Source organism: Pseudorhodoferax sp. Leaf265, assembly GCF_001422365.1.
Lineage (GTDB): Bacteria > Pseudomonadota > Gammaproteobacteria > Burkholderiales > Burkholderiaceae_C > Pseudorhodoferax.
Map to the genome: position 1 here is coordinate 65045 of NZ_LMMT01000009.1, position 20459 is coordinate 85503.

At 71.9% G+C, this 20459-nt stretch carries 16 protein-coding genes; 12 read left to right on the forward strand and 4 right to left on the reverse strand.

What is annotated here, in order from left to right; all coding sequences use genetic code 11:
- Positions 1 to 12: 12 nt before the first annotated feature.
- The 4 genes from ASF45_RS10105 to ASF45_RS10120 all read left to right on the forward strand — a co-directional run bounded on the left by ASF45_RS10105 (position 13) and on the right by ASF45_RS10120 (position 3918).
- On the forward strand, positions 13 to 759 hold the full coding sequence (locus ASF45_RS10105) for an AraC family transcriptional regulator (RefSeq protein WP_056660913.1): 747 nt from the start codon (positions 13 to 15) through the stop codon (positions 757 to 759).
- Between the two features lie 53 nt (positions 760 to 812).
- Positions 813 to 1772 (forward strand): DMT family transporter, encoded by a 960-nt coding sequence (locus ASF45_RS10110; protein WP_056660916.1) that lies wholly within the window; start codon positions 813 to 815, stop codon positions 1770 to 1772.
- Entirely contained in the window at positions 1769 to 2998 is a 1230-nt protein-coding gene (locus tag ASF45_RS10115) for a tetratricopeptide repeat protein (protein ID WP_056660920.1), read from the forward strand. The genes ASF45_RS10110 and ASF45_RS10115 overlap by 4 nt, the downstream gene beginning before the upstream one ends.
- A 113-nt stretch (positions 2999 to 3111) precedes the next feature.
- Positions 3112 to 3918 carry a cyclopropane-fatty-acyl-phospholipid synthase family protein gene (locus tag ASF45_RS10120; protein WP_056660923.1) on the forward strand — a complete coding sequence of 269 codons (807 nt, stop codon included), beginning with the start codon at positions 3112 to 3114 and terminating at the stop codon, positions 3916 to 3918.
- A 4-nt stretch (positions 3919 to 3922) separates the two neighbouring features.
- On the opposite strand, the gene ASF45_RS10125 is transcribed toward ASF45_RS10120, so the two are convergent.
- Positions 3923 to 5077, reverse strand: a complete 1155-nt coding sequence (locus ASF45_RS10125; protein WP_082550929.1) for a fatty acid desaturase — start codon at positions 5075 to 5077, stop codon at positions 3923 to 3925.
- A 154-nt stretch (positions 5078 to 5231) separates the two neighbouring features.
- Here ASF45_RS10125 and ASF45_RS10130 point away from each other — a divergent pair, with 154 nt between their 5' ends.
- The 3 genes from ASF45_RS10130 (at position 5232) to pbpC (ending at position 14378) form a co-directional block, all read left to right on the forward strand.
- Positions 5232 to 6242, forward strand: coding sequence for a DnaJ C-terminal domain-containing protein (locus ASF45_RS10130; RefSeq protein ID WP_235580870.1), 1011 nt, complete (start codon positions 5232 to 5234; stop codon positions 6240 to 6242).
- Positions 6243 to 6277: 35 nt separating this feature from the next.
- Positions 6278 to 12115, forward strand: coding sequence for an alpha-2-macroglobulin (locus ASF45_RS10135; RefSeq protein WP_200932138.1), 5838 nt, complete (start codon positions 6278 to 6280; stop codon positions 12113 to 12115).
- A 109-nt stretch (positions 12116 to 12224) separates the two neighbouring features.
- Positions 12225 to 14378, forward strand: a complete 2154-nt coding sequence (gene pbpC, locus ASF45_RS10140; protein WP_056660932.1) for a penicillin-binding protein 1C — start codon at positions 12225 to 12227, stop codon at positions 14376 to 14378.
- Here pbpC and ASF45_RS10145 read toward each other — a convergent pair.
- The 3 genes from ASF45_RS10145 to ASF45_RS10155 all read right to left on the reverse strand — a co-directional run bounded on the left by ASF45_RS10145 (position 14332) and on the right by ASF45_RS10155 (position 16101).
- Positions 14332 to 14604 (reverse strand): DUF4143 domain-containing protein, encoded by a 273-nt coding sequence (locus tag ASF45_RS10145; RefSeq protein WP_056660935.1) that lies wholly within the window; start codon positions 14602 to 14604, stop codon positions 14332 to 14334. The genes pbpC and ASF45_RS10145 overlap by 47 nt on opposite strands.
- Positions 14605 to 14680: 76 nt before the next feature.
- Complete coding sequence (locus ASF45_RS10150; protein ID WP_056660938.1) at positions 14681 to 15484, reverse strand: IclR family transcriptional regulator; 804 nt, start codon at positions 15482 to 15484, stop codon at positions 14681 to 14683.
- Complete coding sequence (locus tag ASF45_RS10155; RefSeq protein ID WP_056660941.1) at positions 15481 to 16101, reverse strand: flavin reductase family protein; 621 nt, start codon at positions 16099 to 16101, stop codon at positions 15481 to 15483. Before ASF45_RS10155 ends, ASF45_RS10150 begins: the two co-directional genes overlap by 4 nt.
- A gap of 205 nt (positions 16102 to 16306) precedes the next feature.
- Here ASF45_RS10155 and ASF45_RS10160 point away from each other — a divergent pair, with 205 nt between their 5' ends.
- From ASF45_RS10160 to hpaH, 5 genes are all read left to right on the forward strand, one after another.
- Positions 16307 to 17278 carry a tripartite tricarboxylate transporter substrate binding protein gene (locus ASF45_RS10160; RefSeq protein ID WP_056660944.1) on the forward strand — a complete coding sequence of 324 codons (972 nt, stop codon included), beginning with the start codon at positions 16307 to 16309 and terminating at the stop codon, positions 17276 to 17278.
- A 2-nt stretch (positions 17279 to 17280) separates the two neighbouring features.
- Positions 17281 to 17694, forward strand: a complete 414-nt coding sequence (locus ASF45_RS10165; protein WP_156472940.1) for a RidA family protein — start codon at positions 17281 to 17283, stop codon at positions 17692 to 17694.
- 189 nt (positions 17695 to 17883) lie between these two features.
- Positions 17884 to 18771, forward strand: coding sequence for an amidohydrolase (locus tag ASF45_RS10170; RefSeq protein WP_056660950.1), 888 nt, complete (start codon positions 17884 to 17886; stop codon positions 18769 to 18771).
- Positions 18768 to 19646, forward strand: a complete 879-nt coding sequence (locus ASF45_RS10175) for a fumarylacetoacetate hydrolase family protein (RefSeq protein ID WP_056660953.1) — start codon at positions 18768 to 18770, stop codon at positions 19644 to 19646. Before ASF45_RS10170 ends, ASF45_RS10175 begins: the two co-directional genes overlap by 4 nt.
- The gene (gene hpaH, locus ASF45_RS10180) at positions 19643 to 20455 is read left to right on the forward strand and encodes a 2-oxo-hept-4-ene-1,7-dioate hydratase (RefSeq protein WP_056660956.1); all 813 of its coding nucleotides are present in this window, start codon (positions 19643 to 19645) and stop codon (positions 20453 to 20455) included. The genes ASF45_RS10175 and hpaH overlap by 4 nt, the downstream gene beginning before the upstream one ends.
- Positions 20456 to 20459: the final 4 nt, after the last annotated feature.

Consider the following 20459-nt stretch of genomic DNA (forward strand, 5'->3'; position numbering starts at 1 on the left):
TACGTGCCATCCATGCCGCCGAAACCACCGTTCACGCTGAATCTGCGCAGCTACGGCCTGGCCGCGGACGAACACCGCCACAAGCACGCCCAGCTGGTGCTGCCGCTGGCCGGCCGCCTGCTGCTGGACATCGGCGGCCGCGAACGCCTGCTCGGCCAGGGCCAGGCCGCTTTCGTCGAGACCGGCATGCGGCACACCCAGGTGTCCCGCGAGCGTAACCAGGCGCTGATCCTGGACCTTGACGCAGATCAAGTGCCGCCGCCATTGCTGGAGCGGCTGGCCGCCCAGCCCTACCAGTCCGTCGCGCCGGCGGCCTGGCGGCTCATCGACTACATGGGCCTGGTGCTGCAGGGCGGGCCAGCCACCACGGGCCAGCTGCAGCACTGGGTGCCGCTGCTGCTGGACCAGCTCGGCCAGCGGGCGCCGCGCGCGGTGTCGCGGCTGGGCGCGCTGCTGGCCAGGGTGCAGGCCGAGCCCGGTGCGCCGTGGACGGCCGAGCGCATGGCGCAGGAAGTCCACCTGAGCGCGAGCCGGCTGCACGCGCTGTTCCGCAGCGAGCTCGGCAGCACGCCCGCGGCCTGGCTGCAGCAGCAGCGGCTGGAGCGGGTGCGCGCATGGCTGGTCGGCACCGACCGGCCCATCGCCGAACTGGCACTGGCGGCCGGCTACGCCGACCAGAACGCGCTGACGCGCGCCATGCGGCGCGCCACCGGCAGCACGCCGGCCGCGATCCGGCGCGCGGCGCGAGACGCGGCCTAAAAGACAGCAGCCACGGCCGAGACCGCCGCGGCCTGGCGCGCCACAGTGCGGGCATGGTTTCTTCCCATTCGTCCACTGCGGCCCAGGGCATCTGGACCGGCATCCTGTGCGGCATGGCCGCAGGCGCCCTCTGGGGCCTGGTGTTCCTCGCGCCGGAGCTGGCGCACGGCTTCACGCCGCTGCAGCTGACGGCCGGCCGCTTCCTGGCCTATGGCCTCTTCGCCGGCGTGCTGCTGCTGCCGCGCCGGCGCCGGCTGGCCGCGCAGCTGGGCCGGGCCGATTGGGGCCTGCTGGCACGCCTGGCGCTGCTAGGCAACACGCTGTACTACGTGCTGCTGGCCAGCGCCGTGCAGCAGGGCGGCATCGCCATGACCTCGCTCGTGATCGGCTTCCTGCCCGTGGCGGTCACCGTGATCGGCAGCCGCGCGCAGGGCGCTGTGCCGCTGCGCCGGCTCATCCCCTCGCTGCTGTGCGGGCTGGCCGGCATCGTGTGCATCGGCTGGCAATCGCTGGGCGGTGGCGCCGCGGCCTCACCGGTGGGCTTGCTCTGCGCGGTGGGCGCGTTGGCCTCGTGGACCGCCTATGCGGTCGGCAACGCGCGCGCGCTGGCGCAGCGGCCGCAGGTCTCGGTGCAGGACTGGAACCTGGCCACGGGCGTGGTCACCGGCGCGCAGGCCTTGCTGCTGCTGCCGGTCGCGCTGCTGCTGGATGCGCGCACGCATGCCAGCGCCGACTGGCTGCGCCTGGCGGGCGTGGTGGTGGGCGTGGCGCTGGCCGCGTCCATGGTCGGCAACGCGCTGTGGAACCGCATGAGCCGGCTGCTGCCGCTGACCATGGTGGGCCAGATGATCCTGTTCGAAACCCTGTTCGCATTGCTCTACGGCTTCCTGTGGGAATGGCGCACGCCGCGCACGGCGGAATGGCTGGCCATGGCCTGCGTGGCGGCCTCCGTGCTGAGCTGCGTGCATGCGCACCGCCAGCCCGCGCCCAGCCGCTATGCTGCGGCCGCATGAACGCACCGACCGACCACGCCTTCGCGCAAGCCAAGACCCTGTTCCTCGATGCCGTGGGCCTGACCGAGGCGGGCCGGCACGCCGAGGCCGAAACGCGCCTCGAAGCCGCAGCGGCCCTGGTGCCGGACCGCCCCTCCACCCTGCTGAACCTGGGCGTGGTGCGGCTGCGCCTGGGCCGCCCCGGCGACGCGCTGCGCGCGCTCGATGCCCTGGCCGCACTGGACCCCGCCAACCCGGCCGGCCGCTTCCAGCGCGCCCTGGCCTTGAACCAGCTCGGCCGCCACGCCGAAGCGCTGGCACTGCTGGACGCGCTGCTGGCCGACCACCCAGCCACCGCCGCCGCCCACCAGCTGCGCGGGCAGACGCTGCAGGCGCTGGAGCGCCATGCCGACGCCCTGCCCGCCTACGAGCGTGCGCTCGCACTCGACCCCGGCCTCGCCGAAGCCGGCCTGCTGCTGGGCCAGCTGCTGCGTGACATGCAACGCCCGGCCGCCGCGCGCGCCGCCTTCGAGCAGGCCCTGGCCAGCGGTGCCGATGCCGCGCTGTGCCGCTACTTCCTGGCCGGCCTGGGCGCTGGCGCAACGCCCACCAGCGCCCCGCAGGCCTATGTGCGCGGCCTGTTCGACAGCTACGCCGACGACTTCGAGCCGCACCTGCTGGATGTGCTGCGCTACCGCGCCCACGAGGCCGTGGCGCAGGCGGCGGCCGCCGTCCTGGCCGGCACACCGGTGGACACCGCACTCGACCTGGGCTGCGGCACCGGCCTGTGCGGCCCCCTGCTGCGCCCGCTGGCGCGCCGCCTGCACGGCCTGGACCTCTCGCCCACCATGCTGGCGCAGGCCCGCGCGCGCGGCTGCTACGACCAGCTGGTGCAGGCCGACCTCGCCGCCCACCTGCAGGAGACACCCGAACGCTACGGCCTCGTGGCCGCCGCCGACGTGTTCATCTATGTCGGCGCGCTCGAGGCGGTGTTCGCGGGCCTGCGGCGCGTGCTGCAGCCCGGCGGTGTGGTCGCGTTCTCCGTGGAGTTGTCAGACGGCGAAGCGCTGCAGCTGCGGCCCAGCCTGCGCTATGCCCACGGCGTGGCCCATCTGCGCACGCTGGCCGCACAGCACGGCCTGGACATCGTGCGGGAGCAGACCCTCGTGTTGCGCGAGGACCAGCGCCTGCCCATCCAGGGCCTGGTGCTGTGCCTGCGCGCACCCGGCGTGGCCGGGGCAGGCTGAGCGGGAACATCCTGGCACGGCCGGACTCCATCGCCAGTCCCGCCCGCGCCGCATCGGCCGTGTGCGGGTGCGTCCGCCCCCCTTCATCCGCCACTTTGCGCAGGAGAGCCTCGATGACCATTGCACGCAGATCCTTCCTCGGTGCCGCACTCGGCGCAGCCAACCTCGGCCCGCACGTCTGGGCGCAGCCCGCCAGCGCCCCCTACCAGCCGCAGGTCGGCCAGGGCGGCAAGGACGTGGTGTGGGTGCCGACCTCGCAGACCCTGGTCGACCGCATGCTGGACATGGCTGGCCTCACGCCGCAGGACCGGCTGGTCGACCTGGGCTCGGGCGATGGCCGGCTCGTGATCACGGCGGCCAAGCGCGGAGCGCGGGCGCGCGGCATCGAATACAACCCCGACATGGTGGCGCTGTCCAGGCGTGCCGCCGAGGCCGAGGGCGTGGCGGCGCGCGCCACGTTCGAGCAGGCGGACATCTTCGCGTCCAACTTCTCCGAGGCGACGGTGGTCACGCTGTTCCTGCTGCCCAACCTGAACATGCGGCTGCGGCCCACGCTGCTGGACATGGCGCCCGGCACGCGCGTGCTGTCCAACTCCTTCACGATGGAGGACTGGGAGCCCGACGACGCGTTCAATGTGGTCGAGGGCTGTTCGGGCTACTGCAATGCGCTCAAGTGGGTGGTGCCGGCCAAGGTCGGCGGCAACTGGCAGCTGGGCGGCGAGCGGCTGCAGCTCACGCAGAGCTTCCAGAAGCTGGAAGGCCGCCTGGGCGCGAATTCGCCGCTGGCCGCGGCGCGGCTGGACGGGGTGAACATCCGCTTCACGGCCGGAGGACGGAACTACACCGGCCAGGTGGCCGGCAACAGCATGCGCGGCACCGTGGACGGCGCTGCCTGGACCGCCACGCGCGTGGCGGGCTGAAGCTTCAGGCCGTTGCGGGCTGCTGCTGCGGCTGGCGCTGCGGCGCCACCGCCTTTTCCGCCACCGCGTTGCGCGCCGACAGGTTGATCGGCGCGGCCGTCGGCAGGCCGTCGAAATCGGTCCACTGGTGGCGCTCGAAGTCGTAGAGCTTGCAGGTGCGCAGCGTGCGCAGCATCGAGAACAGCGACAGCGGCTCCACCACCAGCCGGTTGCCCAGCAGCGCGTTCATGCGCTTTTGCGCCGGCAGCAGCAGGTAGCTCGGAATGCCGTGGTGCGCATGGTGGGCGGCATGGCAATAGACGTTGTTGACCATCTTGCTGAACCAGTCGGGCGTGGTCAGCACGGTGGAGCACAGCTCGGGCGCGTAATCGCCGGAGCGCGCGATGTCGCCCTTGAACCAGGGAATGTTGGGGTGCGTGTGCATCAGGTAGAGCGTCGCGCTGCTGATCCAGAAGTGCAGCATCAGCGGGCCGAGCCAGCCCAGCAGCACGGCAGTGCCGGCGTCGATGGGGGCGATGCGCGGCGCCACCAGCGCCAGAAAGGCCACCATGCCGCCGTGGAACAGCAGCAGCGGCACGGCATAGGCCATGGACACGCCGCGTTGCTCCTGCGGCGTGCGCACGTTGGGCCACACGCGCGTGGGGATCCAGCGCACCAGCCAGTAGACGAACAGGCCGAACACATTGGGCGCGCGGCACAGGCGCTCGGCCAGTTGCTGCAGCGGGCTCAGCGCGTCGTACTCGGCCTTGGAGAACGGCCGGTAGAAGTCGAAGTGGTCGCCGTTCGTGCGCGGGTGGTGCACATGGTTGTGGTCGTGCGTCCACATGCGGTAGTTCTGCACCGAGGGCACGCCCAGCGCCAGGGCCGCGATCCAGTTCCAGCGGCGGCTGGCGAACAAGGTGCGGTGCGAGGCGTCGTGTGCCAGCGTGTACATGGAGGTCAGGCGGATGCCCAGCAGCACGCTGGCCAGGATCTTCCAGCCGATGGCGGGCGCGAACAGCACGGCGGCCCACAGGCCCCAGTACAGCGCGCCGTCGCGCAGCAGCAGCAGCGCGCCGCTCTTGTTGCGCGGCGTGGCAAAGACGGACAGCTCGCGGATCAGCTGGCCCCGCGAGATCGCAGGTGGCGTGGCGGACAACGGCGCGGCGGTGGATCGCATCGGAACTCCCTGTAACTTGTTGTGACACGAGCCTTGGATTTGAGCCTGCCCCGCCCCCTACCGAAGCGCCGATAAACCGGGGAAAAGCCGCCCGTCTCGAAAAATGCTGCAGCGCAACAAATTCGGCTACCATCGCTGCTGGAGAGAACAAGCCGTGGGCAACGACCAAGCCTTTGCCGAGTTGGGCCTGCCCAACGACGCCAGCGAATCAGAGATCAAGGCCGCCTGGCGCCGGCTGGCGTCGCGCTGGCATCCTGACCGCAATGCCAGTGCCCAGGCCGTGGCCCGCATGCAGCGCATCAACCAGGCCTTCGAAGCGATCCAACGCGCGCGCCAGGGCGGCGACGGTGCCGCGGAACCTGCTGCCGCGCCTGAGCCTCCGCCGCCGGCCGAGCCGGCGCGGCCGGCCCATCCTCCGATCCACCGCAAGCTCAAGCTCACGCTGGAAGAGGCTGCGGCCGGCTGCATCAAGGCGCTGCGCGGCAAGTTCACGCCCACCTGCAGTCACTGCGAGGGCCTGGGCCACCGCGTGCTGGGCAGCCGCTGCAGGCGCTGCCGCGGCAGCGGCACCTTCGTGCGCCCGTCTGCCTGGTTCGGCTGGCCCGGCCAGCCCGAGGCGTGCGAGGACTGCGCCGCCACGGGCATCGCGCGCGAGCACTGCAAGCCGTGCGAAGGCCGCGGCACGCTGGCCGAACAGGACTACGAGGTCCAGGTGCGCATCCCGCCCGGTGTGCGCGAGGGCGACCTGCTGCATGTGGCGGCGCGCCGCGCCCCGGCCGACCTGGAGGTGCAGGTGGGCGTGGCACCGCACCCGCTGTTCACGCTGCAGGACGACGGCAGCGTGCATTGCAAGCTGCCGGTCGACGGCTTCGCCTGGATGGCCAACCGCGCTGTGACCGTGCCCACGCTGGACGGTGTGCAGACGCTGGCTTTGCAGCGCGACCGCCAGCGCTACGAGTTGCCCGGCATGGGGTTTCCGCTGCGGCACCGCGGACCGCGCGGCCCGCAGCTGGTGGAGATCGAGCCCGTGTTCCCCGAGAAATCCAGCACCGACCAGGACATCCTGCTCGACCAGCTGATCGCCAGCCACGCCAGCGCCGATCCACGCTTGGCCGAGTGGCAGCGCACGCTGCGCGCACGCGCGCGCAAGCGATCACGCGGCTGAGCTAACCTCGGCGGCCAAAAAGAAGGACCGCCAGCGTGACGCTCACCCCCCTGCTCTCCACCCTCCTCTTCGCCGCCCTGGCCGCGCCTGCCGCCCAGGCCCTGCAGATCACCGCCGTCACGCCGCAGGGCGAAGTGGCCCAGGCGCGCCAGGTCGTGGTGCGCTTCGACCAGGACGCCACGCGCTTTGGCGACGCGCGTGCCGCCGCGCCGGCCACTGTGCGCTGTGCCGACGAGGCCGTGGGACGCGGCACCGGCCGCTGGAACAACGCGCGCGAATGGGTCTGGCAGTTCGAGAACGACCTGCCACCCGGCCAGCGCTGCGAGGTGGCGGCCGCATCCAGCCTGGAACTCACGGGCCGCACGCGCTTCACCTTCCAGACCGGCGGGCCCGTGGTGCGCAGCACCTGGCCCTACGGCGGCCAGGTCGACGAGCAGCAGTTCTTCGTGCTGCGGCTCAATGGCCCGGCCACGCTGGACAGCGTGCGCGCCAACGTCTGGTGCGCGGTCGAGGGCATCGGCGAGCGCGTTCCCGTGCAACTGGTCGAGGGCGCCGAGCGTGCCGCGCTGCTCAAGGCGCGCCGGCTGGAGCAGGAGGCTGCCAAGTCGCCGCTGGCCGTGCAGACGTTGGCCTGCAACCGGCGCCTGCCGCCCTCGGCCGACCTGCAGATCGTCTACGGGCCCGGCGTGGCCACGCCCAGCGGCGTGGCCAACCGCGTGGAAAAGCGCTTCGACTTCACGGTGCGCGCGCCCTTCACGGCCGGCTTCAGCTGCGAGCGCGAGAACGCCGAGGCCGACTGCCTGCCCATCCGCCCGCTGCGCCTGCAGTTCACGGCGCCGCTGCCGCGCGAGCAGGCGGCCGCGATCCGGCTGCAGGGCGGTGGACGCAGCATCGCGCCGCAGATCGACGACAACACCGACGCGCTGGTCGACGGCCTGCGCTTTGACCCGCCGTTCACGGAAAGCACGGCCTACACCCTCACTTTGCCGGCCAAGCTGCGTGACGCCTCCGACCGGCCGCTGGACAACGCCGACAGTTTCCCGCTGGCCGTGCGCACGGGCGCCATGCCGCCGCTGGCCAAGTTCGCATCGAGCCCCTTCGGCATCGTCGAGCGCCTCGCAGAGCCTGGCGGCCCGCCGCTGCTGCCTGTGACCGTGCGCCGCATCGAAGCCGCGCCCGGCGTGGGCGCGCTGCGCATCGCCGACGGCGAGGTCGCCACGCTGCGTCCACAGAGCGACGCCGAGATCCTGGCCTGGTGGCGCAAGGTGCAGCGCTATGACCGCTTCCAGATCGAACGCAAGCAGGCAGCAAGCGATCTCAAGCAGCCGCTGCCGCGCGTGGTCGACCCCGACCAGAAGGGCTGGGTGCAGTCGCGCATGCTGTCGCTGCTGGCCGGCCAGAACGGCGTGCAGCAGCTCAAGCTGCCGGCCGCGGACAACAACGACCAACGGCCCTTCGAGGTGGTCGGCATCCCGATGGCGCCGGGCTTCCACGTGGTCGAGATCGCCTCGCGCCAGCTCGGCGCGGCCCTGCTCGACGAGCGCTACGGCCCCGAGCGGACCATGGTGGTGCGCACGGCCGCGCTGGTCACCAACCTGGGTGTGCACTTCAAGCTCGGCCGCGAGAACGCGCTGGCCTGGGTCACGGCGCTGGACAGCGGCAAGCCCGTGGCCGGCGCGCGCGTGGCCGTCAGCGACTGCCGCGGACGCGCCGTCGCCAGCGGCCAGACCGACGCCCAGGGCGTGGTACAGCTCCAGGGCCTGTCGCCCGAGCCACCGTCCTGCGCGCAGGACGAAGGCGCCGCCGCCTGGTTCGTCACGGCCCGTGCGCGCGGCGCCGACGGCGTGGAGGACCTGGCCTTCACCTTCAGCGACTGGAACCGCGGCATCGAGCCCTGGCGCTTCGACCTGCCGACCAGCCAGGAAGTGGCGCCCGACCTGCGCGCCCACACCATCCTGGACCGCACGCTGCTGCGCGCCGGAGAGACCGTGGGCATGAAGCACCTGCTGCGCACCGAGACCAGCGCCGGCCTGGCACCGGCCGCCTGGCGCCCGGGCACCTTGCGCATCACCCACGTGGGCAGCGGCCAGCAGTTCGCGCAGCCGCTGGCCTGGCGCGACACGGCCACGGGCGGGCGCAGCGCCGAGAGCAGCTTCAAGCTGCCGCCTGCGGCCAAGCTCGGCGAGTACCAGATCGAACTGGTGGGCATCGCGCAGGAGGCCGAGCGCAGCATGGTGTCGGGTCGGTTCCGCGTGGAGGAGTTCCGCTTGCCCGTCATGGAGGGCCGCGTCACGCCCGCCACCAGCGGACCGCTGGTGCAGCCCGGCGCGCTGGCCGCCAACGTGCAGGTCAACTACGTGGCCGGCGGCGGCGCGGCCAGGCTGCCCGTGGAGGTCTCGGCGCTGCTGCGCGAGCGCTGGCTGCAGTTCGACGGCTATGACGCCTTCAGCTTCGCGCCGCCGCGCGATCGGCGCCAGGGCAACTCCGACGAGGGCGAGGAAGAGTCCGAGGCCGCCAACGGCCCGCGCGTGATTGCCAACAAGCTGCCGGTGACGCTGGACGCCCAGGGCGCAGGGCGCGTGGCGCTGCCCGAGATCCCGGCCGCCCCGCGCGCGCAGGAGCTGCTGCTCGAGGCCCGCTACGCCGACCCGAACGGCGAGATCCAGACCCTGCGCGGCACGCACACGGTCTGGCCAGCCGGCGTGGTCGCCGGCCTCAAGACCGAGGGCTGGGTCTCGGCGCGCGGCAAGGTGCAGCTGCAGGCGCTGGCGCTGGACCTGGCCGGCAAGCCCAAGGCCGGCGTGGCGCTGGACGTGCGCGCCCAGGCCCATGTGGCCACCACCAGCCGCAAGCGCATGGTGGGCGGCTTCTACACCTACGACACCCAGCGCGAGACCAAGGATCTGGGCAGCGTCTGCAGCGGCAAGAGCGACGCGCGCGGCCTGCTGCTGTGCGAGGCCCAGCTGGGCCAGGCCGGCGAGGTCGAACTGGTCGTGACGGCCAAGGACGAGGCCGGCCGCAGCGTGCAGGCCGCCAGCTCGGTCTGGGTCACGCGCCAGGGCGAGCTGTGGTTCGGCGGCGAGAACCACGACCGCATCGACCTGCTGCCCGAGCAGCGCGAGGTGCAGCCCGGCGACACCGTGGCGCTGCAGGTGCGCATGCCGTTCCGCCAGGCCACGGCCCTGGTCACGGTGGAGCGCGAAGGCGTGCTCTGGCACGAGGTCGTGGAGCTCAGCGGGCAGGATCCGACGCTGCGCCTGAAGGTGCAGGAAGGCTGGGGCCCGAACGTCTACGTCAGCGCGCTGGTGCTGCGCGGCCGGCTGCGCGAGGTGCCCTGGTACTCGTTCTTCACCTGGGGCTACAAGGCCCCGCGCAGCTGGTGGAGCGCGTTCTGGAACGGCCGCAACGAGGTGGTGGCGCCGAGCGCGATGGTGGACCTGTCCAAGCCGGCCTTCCGGCTCGGCGTGGCCGAACTCAAGGTCGGCACGCGCGCACACCGCATCGACGTGCAGGTGCAGCCCGACCGCACGAGCTACCAGGTGCGCGAGCGCGTGCAGGTGCGCATCACGGCCAGGCTGCCCGATGGCAAGCCGGCGGCCAACGCCGAGGTGGCGCTGGCCGCCGTCGACCAGGCCTTGCTGGAACTGGCGCCCAACGACAGCTGGGATCTGCTGGACGCCATGTTCCAGCGCCGCGCCTGGGGCGTGCAGACCGCCACCGCGCAGATGGAAATCATCGGCCGGCGCCACTACGGCCGCAAGGCCGTGCCGGCCGGCGGCGGGGGCGGCCGCAACCCCACGCGCGAGCTGCTGGACACGCTGCTGCTCTGGAACCCGCGCGTGGTGCTGGACGCGCAGGGCCAGGCCACGGTGGAGGTGCCGCTCAACGACGCCTTGACGACCTTCCGCATCGTCGCCGTGGCCGACAGCGGCCAGGCCTTGTTCGGCACCGGCCAGGCCAGCGTGCGCACCACGCAGGACCTGCAGATCATCAGCGGCCTGCCGCCGCTGGTGCGCGAGGACGACCGCTTCCGCGCCCAGTTCACGCTGCGCAACACCACGGCCAAGGCCATGCGTGTGGAGTTCAAACCGCGGGCCACGCTGCTGGAGCTCACACCCCAGACCATCGAGATCCCGCCGAACGAGGCGCGCGAAGCGACCTGGGACGTGGTGGCGCCGACCCAGCTCGCGCACACGCGCACAGAGGCTATCCTGTGGGAGGTCGAGGCGCGCGACCTGTCGGGCAACGCGCGCGACGCGCTCAAGGCCAGCCAGCGCATCGTGCCGGCCGTGCCGATCGCCGTGCAGCAGGCCACGCTGGTGCAGCTGGACGGGCCGTTCACCCAACAGGTGCAGCCGCCCGCCCAGGCCCTGGCCTTGAACGGCAAGCCACGCGGCGGCCTCTCGCTCGCGCTGCAGCCACGCCTGGCCGACGGACTCCCGGGTGTGCGCGACTGGTTCCAGCGCTACCCCTACAGCTGCCTGGAGCAAAGCGCCAGCCGCGCGCTGGGGCTGGAGGACGAAGCCCTGTGGAAGGGCGTGGTGGCGCAGTTGCCCACCTACCTGGACAGCGATGGCCTGGCGAACTACTTCCCGCCGCGCGACGGTGAAGCCGCGCGCGGCAGCGACACGCTGACGGCCTACCTGCTGGCCGTGAGCCACGAAGCCGCTGCGCTCGACCCGCGCTTCGCACTGCCCGAGCCGCAACGCCGCCAGATGGAGGACGGCCTGCTAGCCTTCGTCGAAGGCCGCCTGCAGCGCAGCTTCTGGAGCCCGCGCGCCGACCTGGACGTGCGCAAGCTTGCCGCGCTGGAAGCCTTGTCACGCACGGGCCGCGCGCAAGGCCGCATGCTGTCCAGCCTCACGCTCGCGCCCGAGCAATGGCCCACGCATGCGCTGCTGGACTGGGTGCAGATCCTGCAGCGCGTGCAGGATGTGCCGCAGCGCGCCCAGCGGTTGGAGCAGGCGCAGCAGCTGCTGCGCACGCGGCTCGCCTACGCCGGCACGCGCGTGGGCTTCTCCACCGAGACCGGTGATGCCTGGTGGTGGCTGATGGCCAACACCGACGCCAACGCCGCGCGCCTGCTGCTGGCGGTGCAAAGCGAGGCCGGCTGGCAGACCGACATGGGCCGGCTGGCCAGCGGCCTCATCGCGCGCCAGCAGCGCGGCGCCTGGCAGACCACCACGGCCAACCTCTGGGGCAGCCTGGCACTGCGCAGGTTCTCGGCCAAATACGAGGCCGATCCCGTGAGCGGCAGCACGCGCGCCCAACTCGGCAGCGAGAGCGTGCGCGCCGACTGGCCAGGCAAGGGCGCACCGCCGGCCCAGTTCCTGCCCTGGCCCGGCACGTCGGCTGCCACGCTGCAGGCCACGCACGAAGGCAGCGGCAAGCCCTGGCTCACGCTGCAGTCGCTGGCCGCGGTGGAACTCAAGGCGCCGTTCGACGGCGGCTACCGCATCGCACGCGAGATCGTGCCCGTCGAGCAGGCGAGGCCCGGTCGCTTCACGCGCGGCGACATCCTGCGCATCAACCTCACGGTGACGGCCGCGCAGGACATGAGCTGGGTCGTGCTGTCCGACCCCGTGCCGGGGGGCGCCACCATCCTGGGCAGCGGCCTGGGCCGTGACTCGGCCATCGCCACCCAGGGCGAGCGCCGCGGCGGCAACGCCTGGCCGGCGTTCGAGGAACGCGGCTTCGAGGCCTTCCGCAGCTACTACGGCTTCCTGCCCAAGGGCGAGGTCAAGACCAGCTACACGGTGCGGCTCAACAACGTGGGCGAGTTCGCGCTGCCACCCACGCGCGTGGAGGCCATGTACGCGCCCGAGATGTTCGGCGAGCTGCCGAATGCGCGGGTGAAGGTGGAGGCGCCGTGAGCGGACGCGGCGAGGGCCCCCGCGCAGCGGGGATCGACGCCAGCGCGAGCGGCGCCGGACAGCGAAGGGACCGGCGTGCGATCTCGCGTGACCGCCAGGAGGTGGCGCCGTGAAGAAGGCCTGGCTGGGTGTGGTGCTGGCGTGCGCAAGCACGCTGGCCTGCGCCCTGCCTTCGTACGACGAAGTGCGCAGCGCGCACCGGCCGTCGGAGACCCTGGTGCTCGCGCGCGACGGCCAACTGCTGCAGCGCGTGCGTACCGACGCCAGCGTGCGGCGTGGTCCCTGGACCACACTGGCCGAGGTCTCTCCCGCACTGCGCACAGCCCTGGTCCTGAGCGAAGACCAGTTCTTCTGGCAGCACAGCGGCGTGGACTGGCGCGCCGTCTCTGCGGCGGCCTGGGCCAACCTCTGGAACACGCGCACGCGCGGCGCCTCCACGCTGACCATGCAGCTGGCCGGCCTCTTGGACGAGGACTGGCGCGCCGGCCCGGGCGGGCGCAGCATCGGCCAGAAGCTGGGCCAGGCCGTGGCCGCGCAGCGGCTGGAGCGCAGCTGGCGCAAGGACCAGATCCTCGAGGCGTACCTCAACCTGGTGCCGCTGCGCGGCGAGATCGTCGGCATCGACGCGCTCGCGCGCAGCCTGTTCGGCAAGGCACCGCACGGACTGGACGCGCGCGAAGCCGCCATCGCCGCGGCCCTGGTGCGCGGCCCGAATGCGGCGCCGGTGGTGGTGGCGCGCCGCGCCTGCAGCGTGCTCAAGGACAGCACGGGCGCAGCCGATTGCGCCGGCCTGGAGCTGCTCACGCTGGGCGCGCTGCAGCGCCGCGGCTGGGCCGCGAGCGAAGGCATCGCGCCGCACTTCGCGCGCCGGCTGCTGCACGAGGACAGCACGGGCGCGCCCAGCCTGCGCAGCAGCCTGGACGCCGGCCTGCAGCGCTTCGCCCAGCAACAGCTGGCCCAGCACTTGCGCGAGCTGCGCGGGCGCAACGTGGAGGACGGCGCCCTCGTGGTGCTGGACAACGCCAGCGGCGAGGTGCTGGCCTGGGTCGGCTCCTCGGGCGCGCTCTCCCGCGCGGCCGAGGTCGACGGCGTGCTCGCGCACCGCCAGCCCGGCTCCACGCTCAAGCCCTTTCTGTACGCCCAGGCCATCGCCGAGCGCCGGCTCACGGCCGCCTCGCTGCTGGAGGACGCGCCCACCCACATCGCCACGCCGGCCGGCCTGTACATCCCGCAGAACTACGACCGCCGCTTCAAGGGATGGGTCTCGGTGCGCACCGCCCTGGCCTCCTCGCTCAACGTGCCGGCCGTGCGCACGCTGGTCATGGTCTCGCCCGATGCCTTTGCACGGCAGCTGCAGGCCCTGGGCCTGGCGCTCGCGCACGGCGGCGACCACTACGGCACCAGCCTGGCGCTGGGCAGCGCCGAGGTCTCGCTGCTGGCGCTGACCAACGGCTACCGCGCGCTGGCCAACGGCGGCCACGCCGGCCCCGTGCGCCTGCAGCCCGGGCCGCGGCCTGCGCCCGGCCCGCCCGTGCTCGATGCGCGCGCGGCCTTCATCGTCGGCGACATCCTGGCCGACCCGCTGGCGCGCGCCATGACCTTCGGCACCGACAGCGTGCTGGCCACGCGCGGTTGGGCGGCCGTGAAGACCGGCACCAGCAAGGACATGCGCGACAACTGGGCCATCGGCTGGTCCGAGCGCTACACCGTGGGCGTCTGGGTCGGCAATGCCGGCGGCGCCGCGATGTGGGATGTCAGCGGCACCAGCGGCGCGGCGCCGATCTGGGCCGCGCTCATGCAGCAGTTGCACCGGCAGGCGCCCAGCCGCGCGCCGCGCGCGCCGGCCGGCGTCGAGCAGACCGCTGTGCGCTTCGGCGATGCGCTGGAAGCGCCGCGCCGGGAATGGTTCCTGCCCGGCACGGCGCAGCCCGAGTTCGCGCTGGCCAGAACGCCCGACGACCGCGCCGCCTCGCCGCGCATCCTCGCGCCCGTGGACGGCAGCATCGTCGCGCTGGACCCCGACATTCCGCCCGCCCACCAGCGCCTGTGGCTGCGCGCCCAGGGCGTGGATGCGCGCTGGCGCATGGACGGCAAGCCGCTGGGCCGCGGCCGCGAACTGGCCTGGCTGCCCTGGCCGGGCCGGCACCAGCTGCAGCTGGTCGACGGCGCCGGTGCCGTGCTCGACGAAGTGCGCATCGAGGTGCGTGGTGCGGCGGTCAAGCCGCGTGGAAAGCGGCCCGCGCTTCCAGGCCAAGAGCAATAGACGAAGACAGACCGTGGAAGTACAGCTTGGGGCTCTTGACCAAGCGCTTGGACGTGTTGGTGAACCAGGGCGGCAGCACGTGCACGATGTGGCTGGTCTGCAGCAGATTGCGCCATGCCCGGGCCGTGGCGTGCGAGACCCCGACATCGTTGCCCAGCGCGGTGAGGTTGACGAGCTGGCCGACGCGTCCGGCGCACAGCCGCACGAAGCGCTGCAGGTCGCGCACCGCCGTCAGTGGGTGCTCGCAGGCGCCGTGCCGGAGCAGGAAGGACGCCTGCTGCCTGCATGGCCTGCACCCATGCTCAGCCGGGCCGCCGCGGCCGCGCCTGCCCGGCCAGCTTCGCCGTGATCGCCGCCGCCTCGGCCGCCATGGCCTGCACCACGTCGGGCACGCGGCTGGCCGGCATGCGCGCCGTAACCGTGGCCACGGCGATGCCGGCGATGGTGCGGCCCTCCGGGTCGCGCACCGGCACGGCCACGGCGCGCGAGCCCGGCACCACGCCCACGGCCGCGAAGGCATGGTCCTGCCGGCGCACGCGGGCGGCGCGGCGCAGCAGCTCGTCGGGGTCGACCTGCATGGACAGCAGGCGCTGGCGGTTGCGCTGGACCACCTCGCGCATCTCGTCCTCGGGCAGCGAGGCCAGCAGCACCAGACCGCTGACGCCCACGCCCAGCGGCCGGCGCGCACCGACCTCGATCGACAACACCTTGACCGGGTAGCTGCCCACGCAGCGCGCCAAGCAGACCGAGTCGTCACCGTTGCGGATGGTCAGGAAGGTGGTGTCGCCCAGCGATTCGCCGAGCGCACGCAGGTGCGGCTCGGCCAGGCCGCGCAGCGGGAAGCGCGCACGCCGCGCCAGGCCCAGCAGCGCGACCTCGCCGCCGATCAGGTAGCGCCGCGTGGCCAGGTCCTGCTCGCAGGCACCCTCCTCGACCAGCACGCGCAGGATGCGGTGCGCGGTCGGCCGGTTCAAACCGCAGGCGCGCACCACGTCGACCAGACGCACGCCCAATTCCTGGCCCGCCGCCACGATGCGCAGCACGGCCAGCGCGCGGCGGATGCTTTGCGCGCCGTCGGTGCTGCGGGCGGGGGCCTCTGCGCTCACGGCATCTCGGCCTTGGCCGTCTGCGGCACGGTGCGCAAGGTGACGATCTCGCCCAGCGTCGCGTAGTTCGGCCCGCCGATGCGGCACACCGGATCGAGCTCCTTGGTCTGCACCTTGCCGTCGCGGTACAGGCCGTCGCGGATGTGGAACATGGTGATCTCGCCAACGATGAATTCGGCGCCAGTGGTGCCGAATTCGATCACGCGGTCGAGCCGGCATTCCATGGCCACGGGCGCGTCCCGCAGCCGCGGCGTGCGCACCGTCACGCAAGGGGCCGTGGCCAGGCCCAGCAGTTCTGCCTCGCTGACATCGGGCGCATGCTCCACGCTGCTCTCGTGGATGGCGTGCAGCTGGCCGCTGTGGCCGATGTTGACGACGAACTCGCGCATGGCGTGGATGTTGGCACCCGTGTCCTTGCGCACGCCGCGCTTGCGACCGATGTTCACGCCCAGCATGGGCGGCTTGTTCGAGACGAAGGTGAAGCACGAGAACGGCGCGAGGTTGACCACGCCATCCTCGGCCAGCGTGGTGATCCAGGCGATGGGCCGCGGCACGACCACACCGGACAGGAGCCGGTAGGTTGCTTCGGGCGTCAGGGCGTCGGCGGTGATCTGCATGCGTGCTTGTCTCGGGGGTTGGATGGCCGCATTGTCCGGACGGTGCCGGGCCGCAGGCGAGCCCACATCGCCCAAACGTCCATAGTGTGGAACAAACTCGAGTTATTGCGTTGCAGCAACTCCGACCCGCTCCGTAGAGTCCAGGCCATGCGGCGCCACCTCCGGCGCCGTCACCGCTTCGCACCTATACGAGGAGAGACATCGGATGAAAGCCCTGACCCTGCTGGCCGCCACGGCCATCGCCTTCGGCCAGTTCGCCACCCCGGCCCTGGGACAGAGCTGGCCCGACAAACCCGTGCGCCTGGTGCTGCCCTACCCGCCCGGCGGCAACGTCGACAGCGCCGCGCGCGTGATCAGCGAGCAGTTGCAGCAGGTCTTCAAGCAGCCCTTCATCGTCGACAACAAGCCCGGCGCGGGCGGCCTGATCGCAGGCGAGCACGTGGCCAGGTCGGCACCCGACGGCTACACCTTCTTCATGGGCGCCAATGGCCCCATCCTGTTCTCGCCGATCATCTTCCGCCGCGCGGCCTACGACTGGAAGAAGGACTTCACGCCCGTCGGCTCGGTCTCGTTCACGCCGCTGCTGCTGCAGGTCAACCCCAAGGTTCCGCACAAGACCTTCGCCGAGTTCATGGCCGCGGCCAAGAGCACGCCGGGGCGCATCACCATGGCCTCGCCCGGTGCGGGCACGACGAACCACCTCGTCAGCGAATACCTGCAGAGGGCCACGGGCGCCAAGTGGACCACCGCCCACTACAAGGGCAATGCGCCGGCAACCACCGACCTGCTGGGCGGCCAGGTGGACTTCAACTTCGACCAGCTGTCCGTGGCCCAGCCCTTCATCGCGCAGGGCCGCACACGCGCGCTGGTGGTGACCTCGGCCAGGCGATTGCCCAGCCTGCCCGACGTGCCCACGCTGGCCGAGTCCGGCTTTCCGGGCTTCAGCGCCGAGACCTTCACGGGCGTGATGGCACCGGCCGCCACGCCCACGGACATCGTCGTGAAGTTCTCGGCCGCGCTGCAGAAGATCCTGGCGGACAAGACGGTGCAGGAGAAGTTCGTGAACCTGGGCGCCGAAGCGCGCGCCATGACGCCCGAGCAGTTCGGCCAGTTCCTCGCCAAGGAGGACGCGCAATGGACCAAGGTCATCAAGGATTCCAACATCTCCGCGGAATGAACATGGACAACACCCGCCTCACGCGTGCCGCCCCTGCGGGCCGCACCAGCATCTACGTCGAGGGTTTCAGCCACAAGAATCCCATCCCCGCGGGCTGCCGCATCGGCCCACTGCTCATGAGCGGCAGCATCCAGGGCAACGACCCGGCCACGGGCAAGCCCGCCGCCACGATCGAGGCGCAATGCCGGTTCATGCTGGACAACGTGCGCCGCATCGTCGAGGCCGCCGGTGGCAGCACGGACGACATCGTCAAGCTCACGGTCTGGATGAAGGACCGCACGCAGCGGCCCGCGCTCAACGCGCCCTGGCTGGAGATGTTCCCCAACCCGGGAACCCGCCCGGCCCGCCACACCATGCAATCGGATCTCGACATGGGCAAGCTCATCGAGTGCGACTTCACCGCTTACATCCTTTGAACCCCCCAGTCTCCGCGCTGCGCGCTCCGCCAACTCCCCTCCGCTGCGCGAGGGGGGCGCACCCGGCGTCCTGGCAAAGCCAGTTCCGCGGGTGCACTGGCGTGGCCTGCTCCGCGGCCATTCGCACCGCGCCACGCGCGCCGTTGCCGAGTCTTGCGACCGTGGCGCCTTGCGCGCACAGAGAAAGTCATGCCTGATTACCTGCCCTTCGACCCCCACCCGCGCGCGCCCAGTCCGCTGCCACCGGCCCTGGCCTGCGACAGCCAGTTCCATGTGTTCGGCCCGCCCGCGCAGTACCCCGTGCGCCCCGGCGCGGCCTACACCATGCCGACCGCGACCTGGCAGGTCGCACAGGCCCTGCACCGCACCCTGGGCATCCAGCGCGGCGTGATCGTGCAGGCCACGACCTACGGCGCCGACCACACCGTGGTGCTGGACGCGCTGGCCGGACTGAACGGCGATGGTCCTCGCCATTACGTGGCCTGCGCCAACGCCGCGGTGCTCAGCGAGCGCGACGACGCCTACCTGCACAAGCTGCACGATGCCGGCGTGCGCGGCGCACGCTTCACGCGCGCCGGCCTGGGCATCAGCCTCACGCCTGCCGAGCAGCAGCGCGCATTCGACCGCTGCCGCGAGATGGGCTGGTACGTGAAGGTGCAGCCCGAGGCCAGCGGGATTGCCGAGCAGATCGCGGCCTTCGAGCACCTGGAAATCCCGGTGCTGATCGACCACATGGGCCGGCCCGACCTGGCCCGGGGCGAGGCCGATCCGGGCCTGGCCAAGCTCGTCGAACTGCTGGGCCGCGGCAACTTCTGGGTCATGCTGTCGCTCTCGGAGAAGACATCCAAGGCCGGCTTCCCGTGGGACGACGTGGTACCGCTTGCGCGCCGGCTGATCCGCGCCGCGCCCGAGCGCTGCGTCTGGGGCAGCGACTGGCCGCACCCCGTCTCGATCAAGCAGCCGCCCAACGAGGGCGACCTGGTGGAGCTGGTCTACCGCTTCGCGCCCGACGCCGCCACGCTGCACAAGCTGCTGGTCAGCAACCCCGCCACCTTCTTCGGCTTCGACACCCCATGAAACTCCTCACCTACCGTTCCCAGGGCGCCGTGCGCTGGGGCGCCGCCATCGACGGCGGCATCGTCGACCTGTCGCGCCGCCTGCCCGGCATCGCCTCGGTCAAGGCCCTGCTCGAAGGCGGCGAGGCCGCGCTGCAGCAGGCGCGTGCCGCGCTGGCCGGCACGCAGCCGGATGTGCAACTGTCCGACGTGCAACTGCTCGTGCCCGTGCAGCAGCCCGAGAAGATCCTGTGCATCGGCGTGAACTACGCGCACCGCAATGCCGAGTACAAGGACGGCAGTGCGCTGCCCCAGCACCCCAGCATCTTCGTGCGCTTCCCGGACTCCTTCGTCGGCCATGGCGAGCCGCTGCTGGCGCCGCCCGAGTCGCAGCAGCTGGACTACGAGGGCGAGATCGTCATCGCCATCGGCCGCAGCGTGCGCCGCGCCGCCTCGCGCGAGGAGGCGCTGGCCGCCATCGGCGGGCTGACCATCATGAACGAGGGCACCATCCGCGACTGGGTGCACCACGCCAAGTTCAACGTCACGCAGGGCAAGAACTGGCAGGGCTCGGGCGCCATCGGCCCCTGGATCGTCACGGCCGACGAACTCACCGCCGGCTACGACAGCCTGCACCTCACGACCCACGTGAACGGCGAGCTGCGCCAGGACGACACCACGGCCAACCTGATGTTCGACTTCGCGCACCTGGTCACCTACCTGTCGACCTTCATCACGCTCAAGCCCGGCGACCTGATCGCCACCGGCACGCCGATCGGCGCCGGCGTGCGCTTCGATCCGCCGCGTTTCCTCCAGGCCGGCGACCGCGTGGAAGTCACGGTGGACGGCATCGGCACGCTCTCCAACCCCGTGCGCGACGAGGAGGTGACGCGATGAGCCTGGACACCGCCACCATCGAGGCCATCGCCGCCCAGCTGCAGCAGGCCGAGGAGACCCGCCAGCCCTGCCCCATCGTCTCGCTGCAGCACCCGGGCATGCAGATCGAGGACGCCTACGCAGTCCAGGCCGCCTGGATGGCGCTCAAGCAGCGCGCGGGCCGCCGCGTGAAAGGACACAAGATCGGTCTCACCTCCAAGGCCATGCAGCGCGCGGTGGGCATCGGTGAGCCCGACTTCGGCGTCCTGCTGGACGACATGTTCTTCCGCGATGGCGCGGTGATCCCCACGGACCGCTACCTCGCGCTGCGCATCGAGGCCGAGCTGGCCTTCGTACTCGACAAGCCGCTCTCGGGCCCGGACTGCACGCTGTTCGACGTGCTCGATGCCACGGCCTATGTCACGCCGGCGCTCGAGATCCTGGACGCGCGCATGCACCGCGTGGACCCGGTCACGAAAAAGCTGCGGACCGTGCTCGACACCATCTCCGACAACGCCGCCAATTGCGCGCTGGTGCTGGGCGGGCGGCCGTTCAAGCCGCAGCTCGTCAATGCCGACATGCGCCGCATCGGTGCCATCGTCAGCAAGAACGGCGAGGTCGAGGAGACGGGCCTGGCGGCCGGCGTGCTGAACCACCCCGGCTACGGCGTCGCCTGGCTGGCCAACCGGCTGCACCGCCACGGCGTGACGCTGCAGGCCGGCGAGGTGGTGCTGGCGGGTTCGTTCATCCGCCCGATCGAGGTTGCCAAGGGCGATACCATCGTCGCGGACTATGGTGACTTCGGCACGGTGTCGTGCCATTTCGGATGAACAG

Coding starts and splice junctions, on each gene's coding strand:
- ASF45_RS10160 (WP_056660944.1), top strand. CDS start 16,307: ATGAAAGCCCTGACCCTGCTGGCCGCCACGGCCATCGCCTTCGGCCAG.
- ASF45_RS10110 (WP_056660916.1), top strand. CDS start 813: ATGGTTTCTTCCCATTCGTCCACTGCGGCCCAGGGCATCTGGACCGGC.
- ASF45_RS10170 (WP_056660950.1), top strand. CDS start 17,884: ATGCCTGATTACCTGCCCTTCGACCCCCACCCGCGCGCGCCCAGTCCG.
- ASF45_RS10120 (WP_056660923.1), top strand. CDS start 3,112: ATGACCATTGCACGCAGATCCTTCCTCGGTGCCGCACTCGGCGCAGCC.
- ASF45_RS10175 (WP_056660953.1), top strand. CDS start 18,768: ATGAAACTCCTCACCTACCGTTCCCAGGGCGCCGTGCGCTGGGGCGCC.
- ASF45_RS10105 (WP_056660913.1), top strand. CDS start 13: ATGCCGCCGAAACCACCGTTCACGCTGAATCTGCGCAGCTACGGCCTG.
- ASF45_RS10165 (WP_156472940.1), top strand. CDS start 17,281: ATGGACAACACCCGCCTCACGCGTGCCGCCCCTGCGGGCCGCACCAGC.
- hpaH (WP_056660956.1), top strand. CDS start 19,643: ATGAGCCTGGACACCGCCACCATCGAGGCCATCGCCGCCCAGCTGCAG.
- ASF45_RS10125 (WP_082550929.1), bottom strand. CDS start 5,077: ATGCGATCCACCGCCGCGCCGTTGTCCGCCACGCCACCTGCGATCTCG.
- ASF45_RS10115 (WP_056660920.1), top strand. CDS start 1,769: ATGAACGCACCGACCGACCACGCCTTCGCGCAAGCCAAGACCCTGTTC.
- ASF45_RS10155 (WP_056660941.1), bottom strand. CDS start 16,101: ATGCAGATCACCGCCGACGCCCTGACGCCCGAAGCAACCTACCGGCTC.